12 protein-coding genes and 1 pseudogene are annotated in these 15339 nt (G+C 60.3%); 7 read left to right on the forward strand and 6 right to left on the reverse strand.

What is annotated here, in order from left to right; all coding sequences use genetic code 11:
- Positions 1-109: 109 nt before the first annotated feature.
- From OKW26_RS16350 to OKW26_RS16360, 3 genes are all read right to left on the reverse strand, one after another.
- Complete coding sequence (locus OKW26_RS16350; RefSeq protein WP_429332741.1) at positions 110-913, reverse strand: hypothetical protein; 804 nt, start codon at positions 911-913, stop codon at positions 110-112.
- A 563-nt stretch (positions 914-1476) separates the two neighbouring features.
- Positions 1477-2784 carry an MFS transporter gene (locus OKW26_RS16355; RefSeq protein ID WP_090811874.1) on the reverse strand — a complete coding sequence of 436 codons (1308 nt, stop codon included), beginning with the start codon at positions 2782-2784 and terminating at the stop codon, positions 1477-1479.
- Positions 2785-3091: 307 nt separating this feature from the next.
- Positions 3092-3835 carry a GntR family transcriptional regulator gene (locus tag OKW26_RS16360; protein WP_184068273.1) on the reverse strand — a complete coding sequence of 248 codons (744 nt, stop codon included), beginning with the start codon at positions 3833-3835 and terminating at the stop codon, positions 3092-3094.
- A gap of 143 nt (positions 3836-3978) precedes the next feature.
- Here OKW26_RS16360 and OKW26_RS16365 point away from each other — a divergent pair, with 143 nt between their 5' ends.
- From OKW26_RS16365 to OKW26_RS16390, 6 genes and pseudogenes are all read left to right on the forward strand, one after another.
- Positions 3979-5283, forward strand: coding sequence for an MFS transporter (locus OKW26_RS16365; protein ID WP_184068270.1), 1305 nt, complete (start codon positions 3979-3981; stop codon positions 5281-5283).
- Complete coding sequence (locus OKW26_RS16370; RefSeq protein ID WP_184068267.1) at positions 5280-6167, forward strand: amidohydrolase family protein; 888 nt, start codon at positions 5280-5282, stop codon at positions 6165-6167. The genes OKW26_RS16365 and OKW26_RS16370 overlap by 4 nt, the downstream gene beginning before the upstream one ends.
- A gap of 7 nt (positions 6168-6174) precedes the next feature.
- A complete protein-coding gene (locus OKW26_RS16375; protein ID WP_090811071.1) occupies positions 6175-7461 on the forward strand; it encodes an ATP citrate lyase citrate-binding domain-containing protein in 1287 nt (428 codons plus the stop codon).
- Positions 7462-7488: 27 nt separating this feature from the next.
- On the forward strand, positions 7489-10188 hold the full coding sequence (locus OKW26_RS16380) for a CoA-binding protein (protein WP_429354401.1): 2700 nt from the start codon (positions 7489-7491) through the stop codon (positions 10186-10188).
- 670 nt (positions 10189-10858) lie between these two features.
- On the forward strand, positions 10859-13291 hold the full coding sequence (locus tag OKW26_RS16385) for a WD40 repeat domain-containing protein (RefSeq protein ID WP_429354402.1): 2433 nt from the start codon (positions 10859-10861) through the stop codon (positions 13289-13291).
- A gap of 206 nt (positions 13292-13497) precedes the next feature.
- A pseudogene (locus OKW26_RS16390) lies at positions 13498-13681 on the forward strand (NUDIX hydrolase); the annotation flags it as partial.
- 75 nt (positions 13682-13756) lie between these two features.
- Here OKW26_RS16390 and OKW26_RS16395 read toward each other — a convergent pair.
- From OKW26_RS16395 to OKW26_RS16405, 3 genes are read right to left on the reverse strand one after another with little or no spacing between them, the layout of a single operon-like run.
- Positions 13757-14032, reverse strand: a complete 276-nt coding sequence (locus tag OKW26_RS16395) for a hypothetical protein (protein ID WP_429354403.1) — start codon at positions 14030-14032, stop codon at positions 13757-13759.
- Between the two features lie 39 nt (positions 14033-14071).
- Positions 14072-14281, reverse strand: coding sequence for a hypothetical protein (locus tag OKW26_RS16400; RefSeq protein WP_090811076.1), 210 nt, complete (start codon positions 14279-14281; stop codon positions 14072-14074).
- Between the two features lie 26 nt (positions 14282-14307).
- The gene (locus OKW26_RS16405) at positions 14308-14553 is read right to left on the reverse strand and encodes a hypothetical protein (protein ID WP_026226136.1); all 246 of its coding nucleotides are present in this window, start codon (positions 14551-14553) and stop codon (positions 14308-14310) included.
- Between the two features lie 310 nt (positions 14554-14863).
- Between OKW26_RS16405 and OKW26_RS16410 the strand changes: the two genes are divergently transcribed.
- Positions 14864-15181, forward strand: coding sequence for a hypothetical protein (locus OKW26_RS16410; protein WP_429354404.1), 318 nt, complete (start codon positions 14864-14866; stop codon positions 15179-15181).
- Positions 15182-15339 lie beyond the last annotated feature (158 nt).

Here is a 15339-nt window from a genome sequence, read left to right on the forward strand (position 1 = left end):
AGGCCGCGCGGATATCGACCCAGCGTGACACTCGTGGCTTCAGGGAGCGGACGTCCGTAAATCGTCTCCAGAAGCACGAACGATTCAACGCGTTTCCCGCCGACTTCAGTCAGGGCCTCGCATCCTCTGGCTTGGGGCTCCTGGCATCAGCAAAGCGGCTTTGTACCGCGACGAGTTGGTCGTCAGTGGTCGCCACCAGCCACAACCGTGCGTGCTCCGCGATTTGGCGGTTGTGGTCCTTCAATGGGCCCATTGCCGCGGCGGACTTCCAGACCACGGGGCCAATTCGGCTGCTCCTGCCCGACGGCGCACCCACCAGCAGGCAGTATGGCCCAAGAGGAAGCGAGACAAACGGAAGGGCCGGACTAGCGCGCACGCGCCAGTCGATGAACGGCGCCTCGCTGATGAGCAGGGGCGTGGGCAAGCCGTAAAGCACACTGAAATCGTACAGCGCCAATTGCTCGCGCATGCCCGCGTAGATACGTCGGATATCGTCGACAACCGCGGCGCGGATTTCATCCTCGAACATGGGTTCTTGCGCATAGCGTGCGGCGGCCTGCTGGGCGCTCAACTGATATGCGCTGAACAGGCCGAGTTCCATGCAGTCCTGCACTGCGCGCTGGACCTCCACGATAGTGCCGGCCTCCTCGGGCCTGCCTAACTGCGCTGCCCTCAAAAACCGGGCGAGCCCCGCTTCCTGGATCGCAGGACCTTCCACAGGCGCATCGTCGTCAGCATCCTTCTCGAGCGGCACGTAAATGTATTCTTCGGCCGCGAAGCGCGACTTCTTGCCTTCGTCAAACTTGATTTCGCCATCGGTGCAGTCCAGATATCGGGTACCGATTCGGCCATGCTCCCAAACCCAATTCTTCAGGAGCGGACGTAGCGGATGCAGTCTGTCTTGATTAGCCATCGAAGCCTCCAGGTGCCCCAGTATAGATCCACATGACCGCTTGCTACGTTGGGGAGGGACATGGCATCAAATCTAACCAGTGGATCGGCCTTTTCAAATCAGGCTTTGGGTCTCGCTGGCTAGGCACAGACTGGCCAGATCGGCCGCCCTCGAAATACTTGACGGGGACGGACTCAGCGCTTGTGGCAGCCGCTCAGCGACCTCGCAGAGCCGTTCGCGACCGTCTCAAATTGGCCGAACCTTGCCAATCGTTGTGTGATCGACAAGTGTCGGGTCATGACCGGCAGCACGCGACCCTGAAGAGACATCCGGCTTTCTCGTCAGCGGCCATTCGCCGCGTACAACCGATGGGGTTGCACGCAAATAACCCGTCTTATTTGATGCGCAAAGGGCTATGAGCGGTCGATTCGAGCCTTGCTCCGGAACGGCACTCCCAAGCCGGGCCGGATGGCTTCAAACCATCGCGAAGTTGAACCGCGCTCAGTCTGCAATCAATCGAACATGCGGCTCAAATGAGGGTACATTGCGTCTGTGCAAATAGCTTGGGGGTGTCATGGCCCGCATCAAAGCGGAACCGTTGATGACGCAAGCGCCGCCTTGCGATGCCCACCGACTGTCCACGCAATGATGGTACCGATTGCGAGAGCTAACAGGCATGCAGTCGGAACGAGCATGGGTGCAACATGACTGTTGGTTACCTTGCCAACGTACGGCATGAGGTTCTGTCCGAAGAACCCTCCAAGGTTTCCAATGCAGTTGATGGCAGCGACACTTGCGGCGGCTCGAGCGCCAGAAAAGAAGCGTGGGGGAAGCGACCAGAAGCAAGGGTATAGCAGTGGAATACAGGCGCCGCCCAGACACAGAGCAATGAAGCGCAACGACACTGTCGGCAACACGAGGCTCGATGCAAAGCATACGACGCCGATGCCGGCGACTATGGCCATTGCTTTTAACACCACCTGTTCACGTTTGAGCTTCCCGGGAAGCCAAAGCAGGAGAAGAGCCGCGAGTGCCCACGGAATCATGTTAAGCAGGCCATTGACGCTCGACGAAACGCCCCAGCTCTTAACCAACGTGGGCAGCCAGTACGTAACGCCGTAGAGCGACGTCGACATCAGCATGTAGGTTGCTGCGAACATGAGAACCTTCGGGTCAAGCAATGCCGCCCATGGCCGGGACTCCTTTGCTTCCGGGGACGCTTCGCGCACAAGCGCTGCGACCACAATGTCCTTCTCATCCTGAGAAAGGAAGTTCGCTTCCTCGACGGAGCTCGGTAGATATTTAAGCGCTACGAAGGCAATCAGTATTGCCGGAAGACCGGTGGCAAGGAAGACCCATTGCCAACCCGCCAGTCCCAGTGTTCCGCCCAAGGAAAGGAGCAGCCCTCCGACCAGCGCGCCAAGCATGTTTGCCAGCGAACTGCCGAGGGTAAAAAGGCCAAGCACACGTGTCCGGTAGCTTTGAGGAAACCACTGCGTCAGGTAGTAAATGACGCCTGGATAAAACCCGGCTTCAGCAACACCCAGCGCAAACCGAAACGAGTAAAAAGCTGGCAGGGACCTGGTGAACGCCATTAGCACTGTAACGACGCCCCACGTAATCATGATGCGAGCGAGCCACGTCCGGGCCCCAAACCGATGTAGCGCCAGTGTGCTGGGCACCTCGAACAGCAGGTAGCCAATGAAAAACAGCGATGCTCCAAGGCCATACGCGGCTTCCGTCATGCCGAGTGCCTGAACCATTTCCAGTTTCGCGAAGCCGACGTTCTGCCGGTCGATGAATGCGATGAGAAACATGACAATCAGCAGCGGCATCAGCCGCCATGCCATTTTCTTCATTACCTGCTGCTCACGTGTTACGGACGTAGACATGTTCGCTCCAAGTTCCATGCCCGCTGCCGCTCGACTGGCGTTTCGAAAACGGTCAGTCAGACGAAAACAAGCAGATTGATATAGTCATGTATATGTTTGTATGTTTGAGGTCGGGCTGCAATGAGGTATAACCCGGACGAGCGCACGCAAGCGAGCTGCGGCCGCAACTGGCGACCAGTGATGTATTCGGCGAACGAGGTGTAGAGCCTGAAAGTCGCAGGAAAAATGCGACCTGCCGGGTGACAGAAAGTCAGTTCGCGTTGTCGGTCCCTATGACAGCACCAAACGCGGCGAGGAAGTCGCGTTGTCAGCGAATATCGACCTGATACTGGAACGCTGCAGCAGCACCACGCGTGGTGCGCCATTCAATAGGCGTCCCGGCGAAATCGGATGCCACACGGTGCACAAGGATTACCGGGCTGCCAACGTCGATATGCAGGAGCGCCGCATCAGCGTCCGTCGCCTGTTCGACGTTCAGAATCTCGGTTGCGGATGCGACGATTTGGCGGCAAAGCCGCTCGTAAAGCGGATAAAGCAAATCCTCGAAGCCACCAAGGGGCAGAGTCGCCAGCGCTTCGAAACGGCTTCGAGGTAGCCATATTTCTTCCGACAAAACGGGTTGTCCGTCAATCAATCGTACCCGCGAGAGATGAACAGCCTTCTCCGTCGCCTTCATCTGCAAGGTTGAGCGAATCGTCTCGTTTGGCTTGACGACCTCGCGGCTGAGCACCTTCGCCGTCGGTCGGACCGGCTTCCCGTCAGCTGACTTGAATCGGAAGAAGCGGAACAACGACGAATCAAAGCGCGGGCGCCGGACAAAGGTCCCCTTTCCCTGGGTGCGGGTGAGCACCCCGTCGGCCACCAGCAAATCAATGGCTTTCCGAAGTGTGCCGGTCGACACGTTATAAAACAGGCTGAGCTCCGCCTCTGTGTCGATTGCCTTTTCTGGCGCCCACTCGCCCTCCGCGATGCGGCGCACCAGGTCATCGCGTAGCTGCTGGTATCGCGGCAAACGACTGTCTGGCCTGGCCGAGAACGACTGCATATCCATGATTCATATAGTTGTTCACAGGAATAGTCACTGTACAACATCTGCCGGAACAAGGGTAAATCCCCAATGACTTCTTCGTCGAAGCGCCTAAACTAAACATATAGTCATATACATGAATATATGAATTTACCCTGGAGACGGCGATGTTCACCTGGTACAAGCAAGGCACACCTCTCGAACGAAACACCTTCTGGGGATGTTTCGCGGGTTGGGGCCTCGATGCCCTTGATGTGCAGATGTTTACCCTGGCAATCCCCGCAATCATCGCAGCGTACGGCATCGACCACACGCAGGCGGGCGCGATCAGCGGCGTGACACTGGTGTCATCGGCGATGGGCGGCTGGCTGGCGGGCGCCTTGTCCGACAGGATTGGTCGGGTGCGGACGCTGCAGATTACGATTCTCTGGTTTGCAGGATTCACTTTCCTTTGTGCCTTCGCCCAGAGTTTTCCTCAACTACTGGTCCTGAAGGCCCTGCAAGGGTTCGGGTTCGGCGGAGAGTGGGCTGCAGGCGCCGTGTTGATGGCTGAGACCATCCGGACGGAACACCGCGGCAAGGCCATGGGCGCGGTACAGAGCGCCTGGGCTGTCGGCTGGGCCGGCGCAGTGCTGTTGTATGCCGCAGCTTTTTCGTGGTTGCCGTCAGACACGGCGTGGCGTGTCATGTTCGGTGCTGGCCTGCTGCCCGCGCTTCTCGTCCTTTACGTCCGCCGCAATCTCCGCGAACCTGTGCGCGTTGAGCCGTCTCGCGCTGAACCAGTGGTTTCTGTGTGGGGGCAAATCGCGCAAGTATTCCAGCCGCGCGTCATCAAGACCACCGTTATCGGGGCGATTCTGGGCACAGGCGCACACGGCGGGTACTACGCCATCATGACCTGGCTGCCGACCTTCCTCTCCAAGGAAAGACATCTGTCGGTCCTCAACACCGGTGGGTATCTTGCGGTTGTTATCGTGGCTTTCTGGTGCGGCTGTATGGCGAGCGCTTACCTGCTCGACCGTATCGGACGGCGTCGCAACATCGCATTCTTTGCATTTTCTTGCATCGTCACCGTGCTCGCCTACGTGATGCTTCCATTGAGCAACACGCAGATGCTTGTTCTGGGCTTCCCGCTAGGCTTTTTCGCCGCCGGCATCCCGGCCAGCCTGGGCGCACTTTTCAACGAACTCTATCCTGCGGACATGCGCGGGACAGGCGTCGGCTTTTGCTACAACTTCGGTCGCATCGCCTCGGCGGGTTTCCCGGTGCTGGTCGGGTACATGAGTCATTCGATGTCGCTGGGAGCAGCGATTGGTATCGATGCCGCAATTGCGTACGGGCTGGCGATGGTTGCCGTGTTGTTGCTTCCCGAAACGCGCGGCAAGCGCTTGCGGCCGTCCGGCGTCGAGCAGGCTTCACAACTGGTCGCCGACGCCGAATTAGCGCTTGACCATCACCGGAGCCAGCGATGACTCAGGCCCCATCCATCGCGCGGCCACGGCTGCCGCGCGTTGACACGCACGCGCACGTGTTTGCCAGGACTCTGCCGCTGGCGGACGGACGGCGCTACGCACCCGACTATGACGCAACGCTGGACGCCTACCGGAAGCTTCTGGACGAGAACGATATTGGCAATGCCGTCCTTGTCCAGCCCAGCTTTCTCGGCACCGATAACAGCCATCTTTTACAGGCGCTGACCAGCGACATTAGCCGGCTGCGAGGTGTAGCAGTCGTGTCCCCCGAAATTTCAGAAGACGACCTGCAGCGACTGAACTGTCAGGGTGTGACGGGCGTGCGTCTCAACCTTGTCGGACAGACGCTCCCCAAGCTGGGCTCGGCGCCATATGTAACGCTTTGGCGGCAGTTATCAAAACTAGGCTGGCATGTTGAGTTGCACAGGGAGGCGTCGGACCTGGCGCCGCTCGTCAACACTTTGCTGGATGTGGGCTTGCCAGTCGTCGTTGACCATTTTGGCCGCCCTGACCCGGACAGCGGCACACGCGACCCGGGCTTCAACGACCTGTTGGAGTTTGGCCCATCTGGCCGCGTGTGGGTCAAGATTTCGGGCGCCTATCGGTGCTCGGAGCCGGACTCGAGTTTCATGCGCGATGCCACGGACCAACTCATAGACGCATTTGGCGCCGAACGTCTGATGTGGGGTAGCGACTGGCCACATACGCAGTTTGAACATGCGACGGCCTACAGCCAGACGCTTACCGCGTTGCTGGACTTACATCTTGCGCCCGCGATTGTCGAGGCAATCCTGTGCTCAACCCCGCACTCGTTTTACGGGTTCGACAAAGACCCCGTGAGGGATATTGTCCCGACGACACCGACTTCCCAACTCACTTCCTGAGGTCATCATGCAAGTCACCGGTATGTTGCACGGCGCCAGATTGCTGCAGTTCGTGGGCTTTCCGACGCCCGAGATTCTGGGTCCGGACGCTAGCGAAGAACAGATTCGAGCGATGCTGAAAAAGCACGGCATGATTTTCATCAAGCCGGTTTTCAAGGGCGGTGTTGGCAAGAAGGGCAAGGCCGGTCTGATTGGCCGCGCGACTGACCTGACGACCGCCTTGAAGGAGAAGGAGCGTCTTTACTTCGTCGAACATCACGTTGCCAATACTGTGTCGAAAGCCAATGGTGTGACCTTTGAGGCGGGTGTGCCGGCCGAGTACGAGGTCTATTTCTCGATTACCGACTCGACACACTTCCGCGCACCGACGATGACGCTCACACATCACGGTGGCGTCGACATCGAGGAACTGGACAAGTCGCAAGTCGTGCAGATTCCGTTTGACCCGCTCACCGGGCTCAAGGCGTTCGTCGTGGCGAACGCGCTTTCGACGCTGGGCGCACCCAAACAGATTATCTCGCCGCTTGTACAGCACCTCCCCAAGTTATGGGAGCTCTACCACGGGTTCGGAATGACGACCCTCGAACTCAATCCAATCCGGATGCGCGAGGATAGCAAGGGACGGCTGACACCCGTCGCCTGTGACTTCAAATGCGGCTTCGACCGTGATGACCCGCGCTGGCAGCGCCTTGACCTGCCCGCGCATCTCTTCGCAGTCGACTATTCAGACTTCGAACAGGAAATCAACCAGCTTCGCACGTATCAGGGGCAGAGCGACGTCTACGTCATTAACGCGAAGGGCAGCATTCTCGCTCCGACGTTCGGTGGCGGCGCGAACTCCCTTGTCACGCAAATGCTCGGAGACGACGCCATCATCTCGTCAGACTTCGGCGGCAACCCACCCTACGAAAAAATGAAGGAAGTTGCCCGCATCTGCTTCAAGCACTGGATTGAGCAGAGCAATGTGCTGTTCATCATTGGTGGAAAGTCGAACAACACGGATATTTTCGAAACATTTCGCGCAATGGCCGACGCGTTACGCGAGCACTTCAGTCAGCACGGCCCGACGCCGCTCTATGTGGTGGTCGGCCGTGGCGGTCCGAATCTGGTTCGCGGAATGGGAGCATTGCGCGACACGCTCGATTCGCTGGGATTGCCGTACACCTTCTTCGGCTTTGACTCGGACATGAGCGAGGTGGTCCTGTACGCGAAGCAGGTTGACCAATGGATGAAAGCAGGCGGCCGTGAGCAGATTGCCGCGAAGCTGGGAATTGCGGTCAAACAGGCTGCCTGAGCATCTCATCGACTGAGGAGAATCATTATGTACAAGCAGGGAATTGGCGATTTTAAATACTTCGTAGGAATTAGTTCGTTATCCCAAGTTGCCACAAAGGACGACCGCGTTTGCGTGCTCAACATTCTGGGCGGCGAGTCGAGCGATGTCACGCCCGTCGGTCATGCCTATTCCGGTGGCAACGTGGTGTTTGGTACGGCTCCGGGAAAGCGCGGACAGGTACTGGAAACGGCACTTGGAAGCGTGCCGGTCTACAACAATGTCCTTGAAGGCCTGAACGATGGTCACCGGTTCAACTGCGGCGTCATCTATCTGCCGCCTTCCGCTGCACGGGACGGCGTGGCTGAGCTAATCCGTGTCAATCCGGAACTGAAGAAGATTTTCATCGTTACCGAAAAGCTGGCCGTCAGTGACTCGCGCGAAATCCGCGCGATGGGTCAGTCCAACGGGGTCGACATTTTTGGCGGCAACAGCCTCGGCGTGGCTGACGCCTGGAACCAGGTGCGTATCGGGGGAGCGCTGGGCGGCGACCACCCTGAAGAGGCATTGCGGCGTGGCTCGATTGCCTTGTTTTCCAACTCGGGCAACTTCACGACTACCATCGCAACCTACCTGCGGATGGCCGGATGGGGCACGACTACAGCCATCTCAAGTGGCAAAGACGTCTACATTCAATTCGCGGCGCCCGAGTTCGCTGCGGCCTTGGCAAACGACGCGCGAAGCAAGGCGGCCGTTCTTTATGTCGAACCGGGCGGCTACTACGAGCTCGACGCCAACTTTACGAAGCCGGTGGTTGCGTGCGTCGTGGGTCGCTGGAAGTCAAAGCTGACCCGTGCTGTCGGACACGCGGGTGCTATGTCCGGAGGCGCGGACGACGCCGCATCGAAAGAACAATGGTTTCTCGATAAATTCGGGGTGTCAAGTGTGTTCACGCCGGACAATCCGGCCGTGTCGGCAAAGGGTGCGCTTGTCACGAACATCGCGCACATACCCGCAGCACTCACGGCTGTGATGCGTGAAAACGCCTGCAGGCCAGATTTCGAGCCGGAAGGTAACCTCGCATTAAAACCGTGGTTTAGCAGTCACCGCGGATTGAGCCTGCCGCAGGCGCTGGATTTGCCTGTCGTGCAGGCCACGGCCCCATACGATGCCCAGATTGCCGCGCTCGACAAACAGGTTGGAGCTGTACCACCGCGACAGTCGATGAAGGATGCTTCTGGCGCGTCGCAGATGGACCCAAAGTCGCAGGTGACCAGTCTCTACGGCGTTTCGATGCTTGATGCGGCGCAGTACCCCCTTGAGACAAACCTAAGCCTCGCGCTGCTCCACGAACCCGGCGGGATGAACGACCGCGCGCTAATCAATGTCGCTGTGAGTGCGTTCCTGAACCTGTATGGACATCCCGCACTTGGGGCTGCCCAGGCGGCACGGGATGCCGGTAATGCACCAAACACTGTCCTTGCAGCGGCGGCGAGTATCATCGGGCCCCGAGGGCAAGCCGGGCCTCGCCAGGCGGTCCGCGCTCTAATCGACGCCTTTGCCCCGGTGAAGCTCGAGAACGCGATGGATGAGAGTTTCGACTTTTCGCGCGCCGAAGTCACCGACCTCAACCTGTTCGTCGGCAGTGAACCGGATTTTCGGGCCCGCGCAATCCTGGCGGGACTCAAAGCTCGCGACGTGAAGTCGACATTCGTGCAATATGTTGAAAGCCTGCCCGGCGAGCCGACTACCGATGGCGTATTGGCAGCCATTTGCGCGACGCTCGCATGGGGACCGCTCATGCGCAAACGCATTTCACGCCTTTCGGCTGAGAGCCTTCCGTGGTGGATACAACTTTTCGGCTCCCTGATAGGCGCTTCAGTGCCCTCGGACCAGCATGGTCCGGACAGCTTCTGCGGCGTCGAAACGAAGACAGTCCTGGAGGAGCGTTCGCTTGGTGAAACCGCCTTCGGCGCGTTGTTTGGATTGTGGCCAGGCACGAGCGACTTGTTTTCCTTCCAATTGCTGGTCGGTCTGCTGCTGTCAAATGGACCCGGAACGATTTCCGCGCAGGGTGCAAAAGGTGCGGTCTCTGCCGATGGTCCCGAAGACCCCGAGCGCGTCCAACTCAACAAGGCGTTAATCGGCTTCCTTACGCACAGTGGTTACACACACGGTGGCAATGGATTTGAGGGAATTGCGTTTCTGCTGGACCAGTTCGCGCATAGCGGACTGACTGACCCGGGCAATCCTGCGCACGGGCTGGATTTGAAAGCACTAGCGATGACGTACGTCGAAAGTTACGCCAAATACAAATCGAGCAAGAAAACGAGCGGCAGCCTGGACATCCAGAAAATCCCTGGCGTGAATCATCCGGTGTTTAAAGATAAACCCGTCAATCACGACCCGCGTGAAATGTTCGTGCGGCGATTGTTCGCCGAGCGCGACGAATACAACATCTTCCACGACTTTTACCGGACGTTGGTCCAAAGCCTGTTCGACGCGGGGGTTTCGCGAAACGTTTACTGCGTCAACATCGATGCGGTGATTGCCGCGTTACTGCTCAAGATGCTCTGGCAGCCGTATCGTGACGGAACGTATTCGCGCAACGCTTTGGAGACGGCCGCCTTTACCATCTTTCTTTACCCTCGCATGCTCGGTTGCGCGGCTGAAATCGATGACCATATGAACCGCGGAAGGAACATGGATACACGTACACCAGCGTCGGAGTGTCGTTTCGTTGCGTAGCGGAATGACCCGGAAGCGCACGAAGTCTTTCCGCGCTGCCGGGTTCATGCCCACAACTATCAGTTGTCTCCGCACGGGATTGGGGGTGCGAGTCGTGCACGCTTTTCCGAACAACCCGAGCCTATGTGGCGATTATTCGTTGGCCTTGCTCAACTACGACGCGTTTCGCTTCGCGAGGCTTCTCCTCTTTGGGTTGCGGTGATCATAGACGTTCGCTGTCTCGGAAGTGTGCTTTACCCGGACCTGAAACATGCGCGATACCGAACATATGGTTTAACGCGATCATTTAGCAATTTCATCAGTGACGTCTCCTGCAAGGCGGAACGAGCGCCCAAGGAAGACCCTGGATTACGAAACACCGGCTGAACGATTTCATCGAACTATTGCATCGACCGGTTGAATCCGCCCCTGTCAGCGGACACTGGTGCGCACTGATGTGCTGTTTCCTGGAATCGAGTGCGTGGTGTGGCGTGAGACGATGCGACCGGGAGCCCCCAGACGTCTGGGCGACGGTGTGGGGCGAGCGATTTCTTTGCGAATTGGACATGTGCGAATTGCTTTCGGCTGGGCGCGGACGACCTTTCCTATCGACGGACTTGCTGCGGGCGCGAGTAGGTTGCACGCGCGGAGCGCGAGTCGCAGTTGCAACAAATCGTTGAGGATCAAGCCCATGTCAACGAAGAGCGGGCACGGACAGGGCGCGCAGCGACGCATCCAGGTACTGATTGGCACAATCGCATTCATTCTAGTTGTGACTGCCGGGTGGATCATTCACCAGACTCGGACGGTCGCACGCCAGACTTCCCTTGCGTTGGCGTCGGCCGCGACAACGGCGAACGACGCGGGAAATTATGACCGCGCAATGCGCTTCGCGATGCTGGCGTTGGGCAACGGTTGGCTCTCGCCGGGATCGGCAGAAGCAGAGCTTGAGCTTATGCGTGGCGCGCAAGCATCAGTGCAGATTGCGTTGCTCGGCGGCCATCAGAACGCGGTTGATTCCGCCGTCTTCAGCCCGGACGGTAAGCGGGCGGTGACCGCGTCCTGGGATGGGACAGCGCGGGTGTGGGACCTGGCCACGGGTAAACAGATTGCGCAGCTCAATGGCCATCAGAATCTGGTCTATTCCGCCGCCTTCAGCCCGGACGGCCAGCGGGTGGTGACTGCGTCCGCGGACAGGACCGCGCGGGTATGGGACGCGGCTACGGGCAACCAGATTGCGCAGCTCAGTGGCCATCAGGATCTGGTTTATTCCGCCGCCTTCAGCCCGGACGGCCAGCGGGTGGTGACTGCGTCCGCGGACAGGACCGCGCGGGTATGGGACCCGGCTACGGGCAAACAGATTGCGCAGCTCAGTGGGCATCAGAAACCGGTTTTCTCCGCCGCCTTCAGCCCGGACGGCCGGCGCGTGGTGACCGCGTCCGCGGACAGGACCGCGCGGGTGTGGAATGCGGCGACCGGCCACCTGATCGCACAGCTCACCGGGCATCGGGAACCGGTAAGCTCCGCGGTCTTCAGCCCGGACGGCCGGCGCGTGGTGACCGCGTCCGATGACAAGACGGCGCGGGTGTGGGATGCGGCGACCGGCCAGGTCATCGCGCAGCTCATAGGGCATCGGGGACCGGTTTTCTCCGCCGCCTTCAGCCCGGACGGCCAGCGCGTGGCGACAGCGTCCGATGACAACACCGCGCGGGTGTGGAACGCGGCGACCGGCCAGGCGATCGTGCAGCTCACTGGACATCGCGGACCGGTGAGCGCCGCCGCCTTTAGCCCGGACGGCCAGCGCGTGGTGACCGTGTCCGATGACAAGACCGCGCGGGTGTGGGATGCGGCGACCGGCCAGGTGATCGTGCAGTTCACCGGACACGAGGGGCCGGTGAATTCCGCCGCCTTCAGCCCGGACGGTGAGCGGGTGGTGACTGCGTCCCGTGACAGGACCGCGCGCGCATGGGACGCGGCGATGGGCATCTTGCTGCTCAGAGGGCATCAAGGGTCAGTTATTTCCGCCGCCTTCAGCCCGGACGGCCAGCGGGTGGTGACCGCGTCCCGTGATCGGACCGCGCGGGTGTGGGACGCGGCCACCGGCAAACAGATCGCGCAGCTCAGCGGGCACCAGGATCTGGTTTATTCCGCCGCCTTCAGCCCGGACGGTCGGCGCGCGGTGACCGCGTCCGCGGATGGGACCGCGCGGGTGTGGGACGCGGCCACCGGCAAACAGATCTTGCTCCTCAGCGGTCATCAGGGCCCGGTTGATTCCGTCGCCTTCAGCCCGGACAGCCAGCGGGTGGTGACCGCGTCCCGGGACGGGACCGCGCGGGTGTGGGACGCAGCCACCGGCAAACAGATCTTGCTCCTCAGCGGGCATCAGGGCCCGGTTGATTCCGTCGCCTACAGCCCGGACGGCCAGCGGGTGGTGACCGCGTCCAGGGACAGGACCGCGCGGGTGTGGGACGCGAGCACGGGCAAACAGATCGCGCAGTTCAGCGGGCACCAGGATCTGGTTTATTCCGCCGCCTTCAGCCCGGACGGTCGGCGCGCGGTGACCGCGTCCGCGGACAGGACCGCGCGGGTGTGGGACGCGGCCACCGGCAAACAGATCGCCCAGCTCGGTGGGCATCAGGGACCGGTTTTCTCTGCCGCCTTCAGCCCCGACGGCCAGCGCGTGGTGACCGCGTCCGCGGACGGGACCGCGCGGGTGTGGGACGCAGCGACCGGCAAGGTGATCGCGAAGCTCACCGGACATCAGGGACCGGTTTTCTCCGCCGCCTTCAGCCCGGACGGCCAGCGCGTGGTGACCGCGTCCGCGGACGGGACCGCTCGGGTGTGGGACATGGCGACTGGCCAGGTAATCGCGCAGCTCCGCGGGCACCAGGGACCGGTAAGCTCCGCCACCTTCAGCCCGGACGGCCAGCGGGTGGTAACTGCGTCCGCGGATCAGACCGCGCGGGTGTGGCCTATCCGATGGCTCATGCAGAAGCGAGGTCAGAGCCTGGCTAAAGCCGTGTGTAGGGAAAGGCTCGTGGGAGCAAACCTGCTCACAACCGATGATGAAGCTGCTCTTTCTCTCGTACGCGGGCGCCGGGGCGAAAACGTATGTGGATCGTAACTCGCCGACCGGTCGGAGCGAGCTGCAACGATACGTTTGGCCAGCGCGACCAATTGCTTGCCAATCCTTTCTGACCAGCTTCACATCGAAGTCCGCGGACGTGAGCAGGTCCATCGCCTACTCGTAGGTCCGCTCATGTTTTCCTCTGCACCGTGAGCCGCTCATCAGGCGTTCATTGCGTTGCATCGACCGGTTGAATCCGCCCAATCTACGTCGGTCAGTCGCTGTTGCTGCTGAAGTCGTCGTACCGCGCCGAATGGGGGTTTCCGGGCCTGCGGCTCGATAATCGCGAGATCGTCGCCGCGCATCTGGCCGTCGCCGGAGCAATTGCCTGGCTTCGCCGTGACAGGCGCGGTCGCTGCGTATCTCGGCAGGGATGTCCGCGGCTAGTCGAGCCGTTTTTCTTGCATGGCCGTTCGAGTCCGCGTGACGCTGCGCGAGGCGCGGGCCTTCCAGGCATCGGGGTTACAGCCCCACGGTTTTTAACGCTTCCTGATTCGCCAGCATGGCATCGATAAGAGCGCGAGCCTTGCGGTCGACGCACGTGAGAGCAACACTTTCCGACTCGTAGGTAACGACATCGGCTAAGTCACCGGTGACGTGCTGTTTTCGTGTCCTTCTACGCAACGACCACGTGACGCGATATGTCAGCGCGATTCCATCGGACAAACGGGCCGTCCGCGGCTCCATGTGCGCTTCGATGACGAATCCGCGATAACGCCCGACAATGTGATGTTTCATTGATTGACTTCGCGGTCTTTCGCCTTCATCGCTCGCCTCTCAATGCACGACGCCAAAGAACAAGATTGCGCCTTCGGCCGGCGTCAGGCCCGCCTTGAAGTAGCCTTCGAGCCGGTCGGCTGTCGCTTCATCGAGCGTGAAGGGCGGATGGACGTAGCCTACGGCGAATGCATGGTCGTACCAGTCGTTGAGCCAAGCGCGCAGCTCTATCACGTCCTGCGGCAGTGTGTTCGAAGCATCGTCGTGCATGTGCGTTTCCCCGGCTGGCTGAACGATCAGGCCGCCATGCGGCCTATCCCCATTTCCGGACGGCGCTGGCCCGGCGGAAACACGTGCCATGCGCCGTCGGCATGGCGAAAGAAGAAGAGTGAAAACGCCCCGGTCGGCAGATCGATTTGAATGCACACCCGGCATGTTCCACCCGAGCGCGAGCGGTTCAGCAGACGCACGCGCGCCCCTCGGCCCCCCGTCGGGCCAACGAGTTTTTCGACCTGAGAACGCAGCGATCTGTTGCCCGCCATGATTTTCCCCGCGATGCACGATGATTCGATGCTATGGCGATCGGTGCGTGCGTCCAATCGGCGCCGGCCGGAATGTCGTTTCAGGAATCGCTGGTTTCAGCCGTCAGGACTTCCTGAACCGGAACAGCATATAGAACGGCATTTAAGGGTCCTTGCCCATCTGCGGGGGCTTTCGCCATGAATGACACTAAGGATTTCCTGACACGCGAATCAGGAAGTCACACCCTGATTTTCCAGCTTGCGCTGAATGCGACACACTTTCTGCTCGTAGATGATGAGCCATCGAAATGCAATGTCGAATTGATGCAACATGATCGGCTATCTATCGGAACGGGAAAACGTCATCGAGCAAATCGACGCGATATGTCTGCGACTGTTCGACACCTGGTGCGAGACGCGCAGCGTGACATCGCTTGCGTATTTGATGCACTGCTGGCCGTTGATAGACAGCACGACCAACGCGCTCAGGCGCCTGGGCGAAGCCATGCGCGAGTTGCGGCGCAATCACGCGGAGCAGATCGACGAGTATGACTTTCGCGCGCTGTGCGAGGTGGCCGACCTCATCGACGAACTGACCTTGCCGCGCACGGTCCGACTGATCGCGGTGGCGGGCGAGGTGTCGCACTAGCGAACGGCAACGCCGGCCAGGCGCGCAACTGCTTACAGGCACGCATGCGGCGGCTGTGAGGCCACGGGGCGCGCCATTTCATCGGACGTTTGAAACCTGTAGCGGGCGTGATGGACCAGGCGCCGGCATCGAGTGCAGAATAGGACGACCACAACGGC

The organism is Paraburkholderia sp. 32, assembly GCF_050435345.1.
Classification (GTDB): domain Bacteria; phylum Pseudomonadota; class Gammaproteobacteria; order Burkholderiales; family Burkholderiaceae; genus Paraburkholderia; species Paraburkholderia tuberum.

What these genes read in the sequence shown, in the direction of transcription:
- OKW26_RS16350 (WP_429332741.1), bottom strand. Translation starts at nt 913, where the DNA reads ATGGCTAATCAAGACAGACTGCATCCGCTACGTCCGCTCCTGAAGAAT.
- OKW26_RS16355 (WP_090811874.1), bottom strand. Translation starts at nt 2,784, where the DNA reads ATGTCTACGTCCGTAACACGTGAGCAGCAGGTAATGAAGAAAATGGCA.
- OKW26_RS16360 (WP_184068273.1), bottom strand. Translation starts at nt 3,835, where the DNA reads ATGGATATGCAGTCGTTCTCGGCCAGGCCAGACAGTCGTTTGCCGCGA.
- OKW26_RS16365 (WP_184068270.1), top strand. Translation starts at nt 3,979, where the DNA reads ATGTTCACCTGGTACAAGCAAGGCACACCTCTCGAACGAAACACCTTC.
- OKW26_RS16370 (WP_184068267.1), top strand. Translation starts at nt 5,280, where the DNA reads ATGACTCAGGCCCCATCCATCGCGCGGCCACGGCTGCCGCGCGTTGAC.
- OKW26_RS16375 (WP_090811071.1), top strand. Translation starts at nt 6,175, where the DNA reads ATGCAAGTCACCGGTATGTTGCACGGCGCCAGATTGCTGCAGTTCGTG.
- OKW26_RS16380 (WP_429354401.1), top strand. Translation starts at nt 7,489, where the DNA reads ATGTACAAGCAGGGAATTGGCGATTTTAAATACTTCGTAGGAATTAGT.
- OKW26_RS16385 (WP_429354402.1), top strand. Translation starts at nt 10,859, where the DNA reads ATGTCAACGAAGAGCGGGCACGGACAGGGCGCGCAGCGACGCATCCAG.
- OKW26_RS16395 (WP_429354403.1), bottom strand. Translation starts at nt 14,032, where the DNA reads ATGAAACATCACATTGTCGGGCGTTATCGCGGATTCGTCATCGAAGCG.
- OKW26_RS16400 (WP_090811076.1), bottom strand. Translation starts at nt 14,281, where the DNA reads ATGCACGACGATGCTTCGAACACACTGCCGCAGGACGTGATAGAGCTG.
- OKW26_RS16405 (WP_026226136.1), bottom strand. Translation starts at nt 14,553, where the DNA reads ATGGCGGGCAACAGATCGCTGCGTTCTCAGGTCGAAAAACTCGTTGGC.
- OKW26_RS16410 (WP_429354404.1), top strand. Translation starts at nt 14,864, where the DNA reads ATGATCGGCTATCTATCGGAACGGGAAAACGTCATCGAGCAAATCGAC.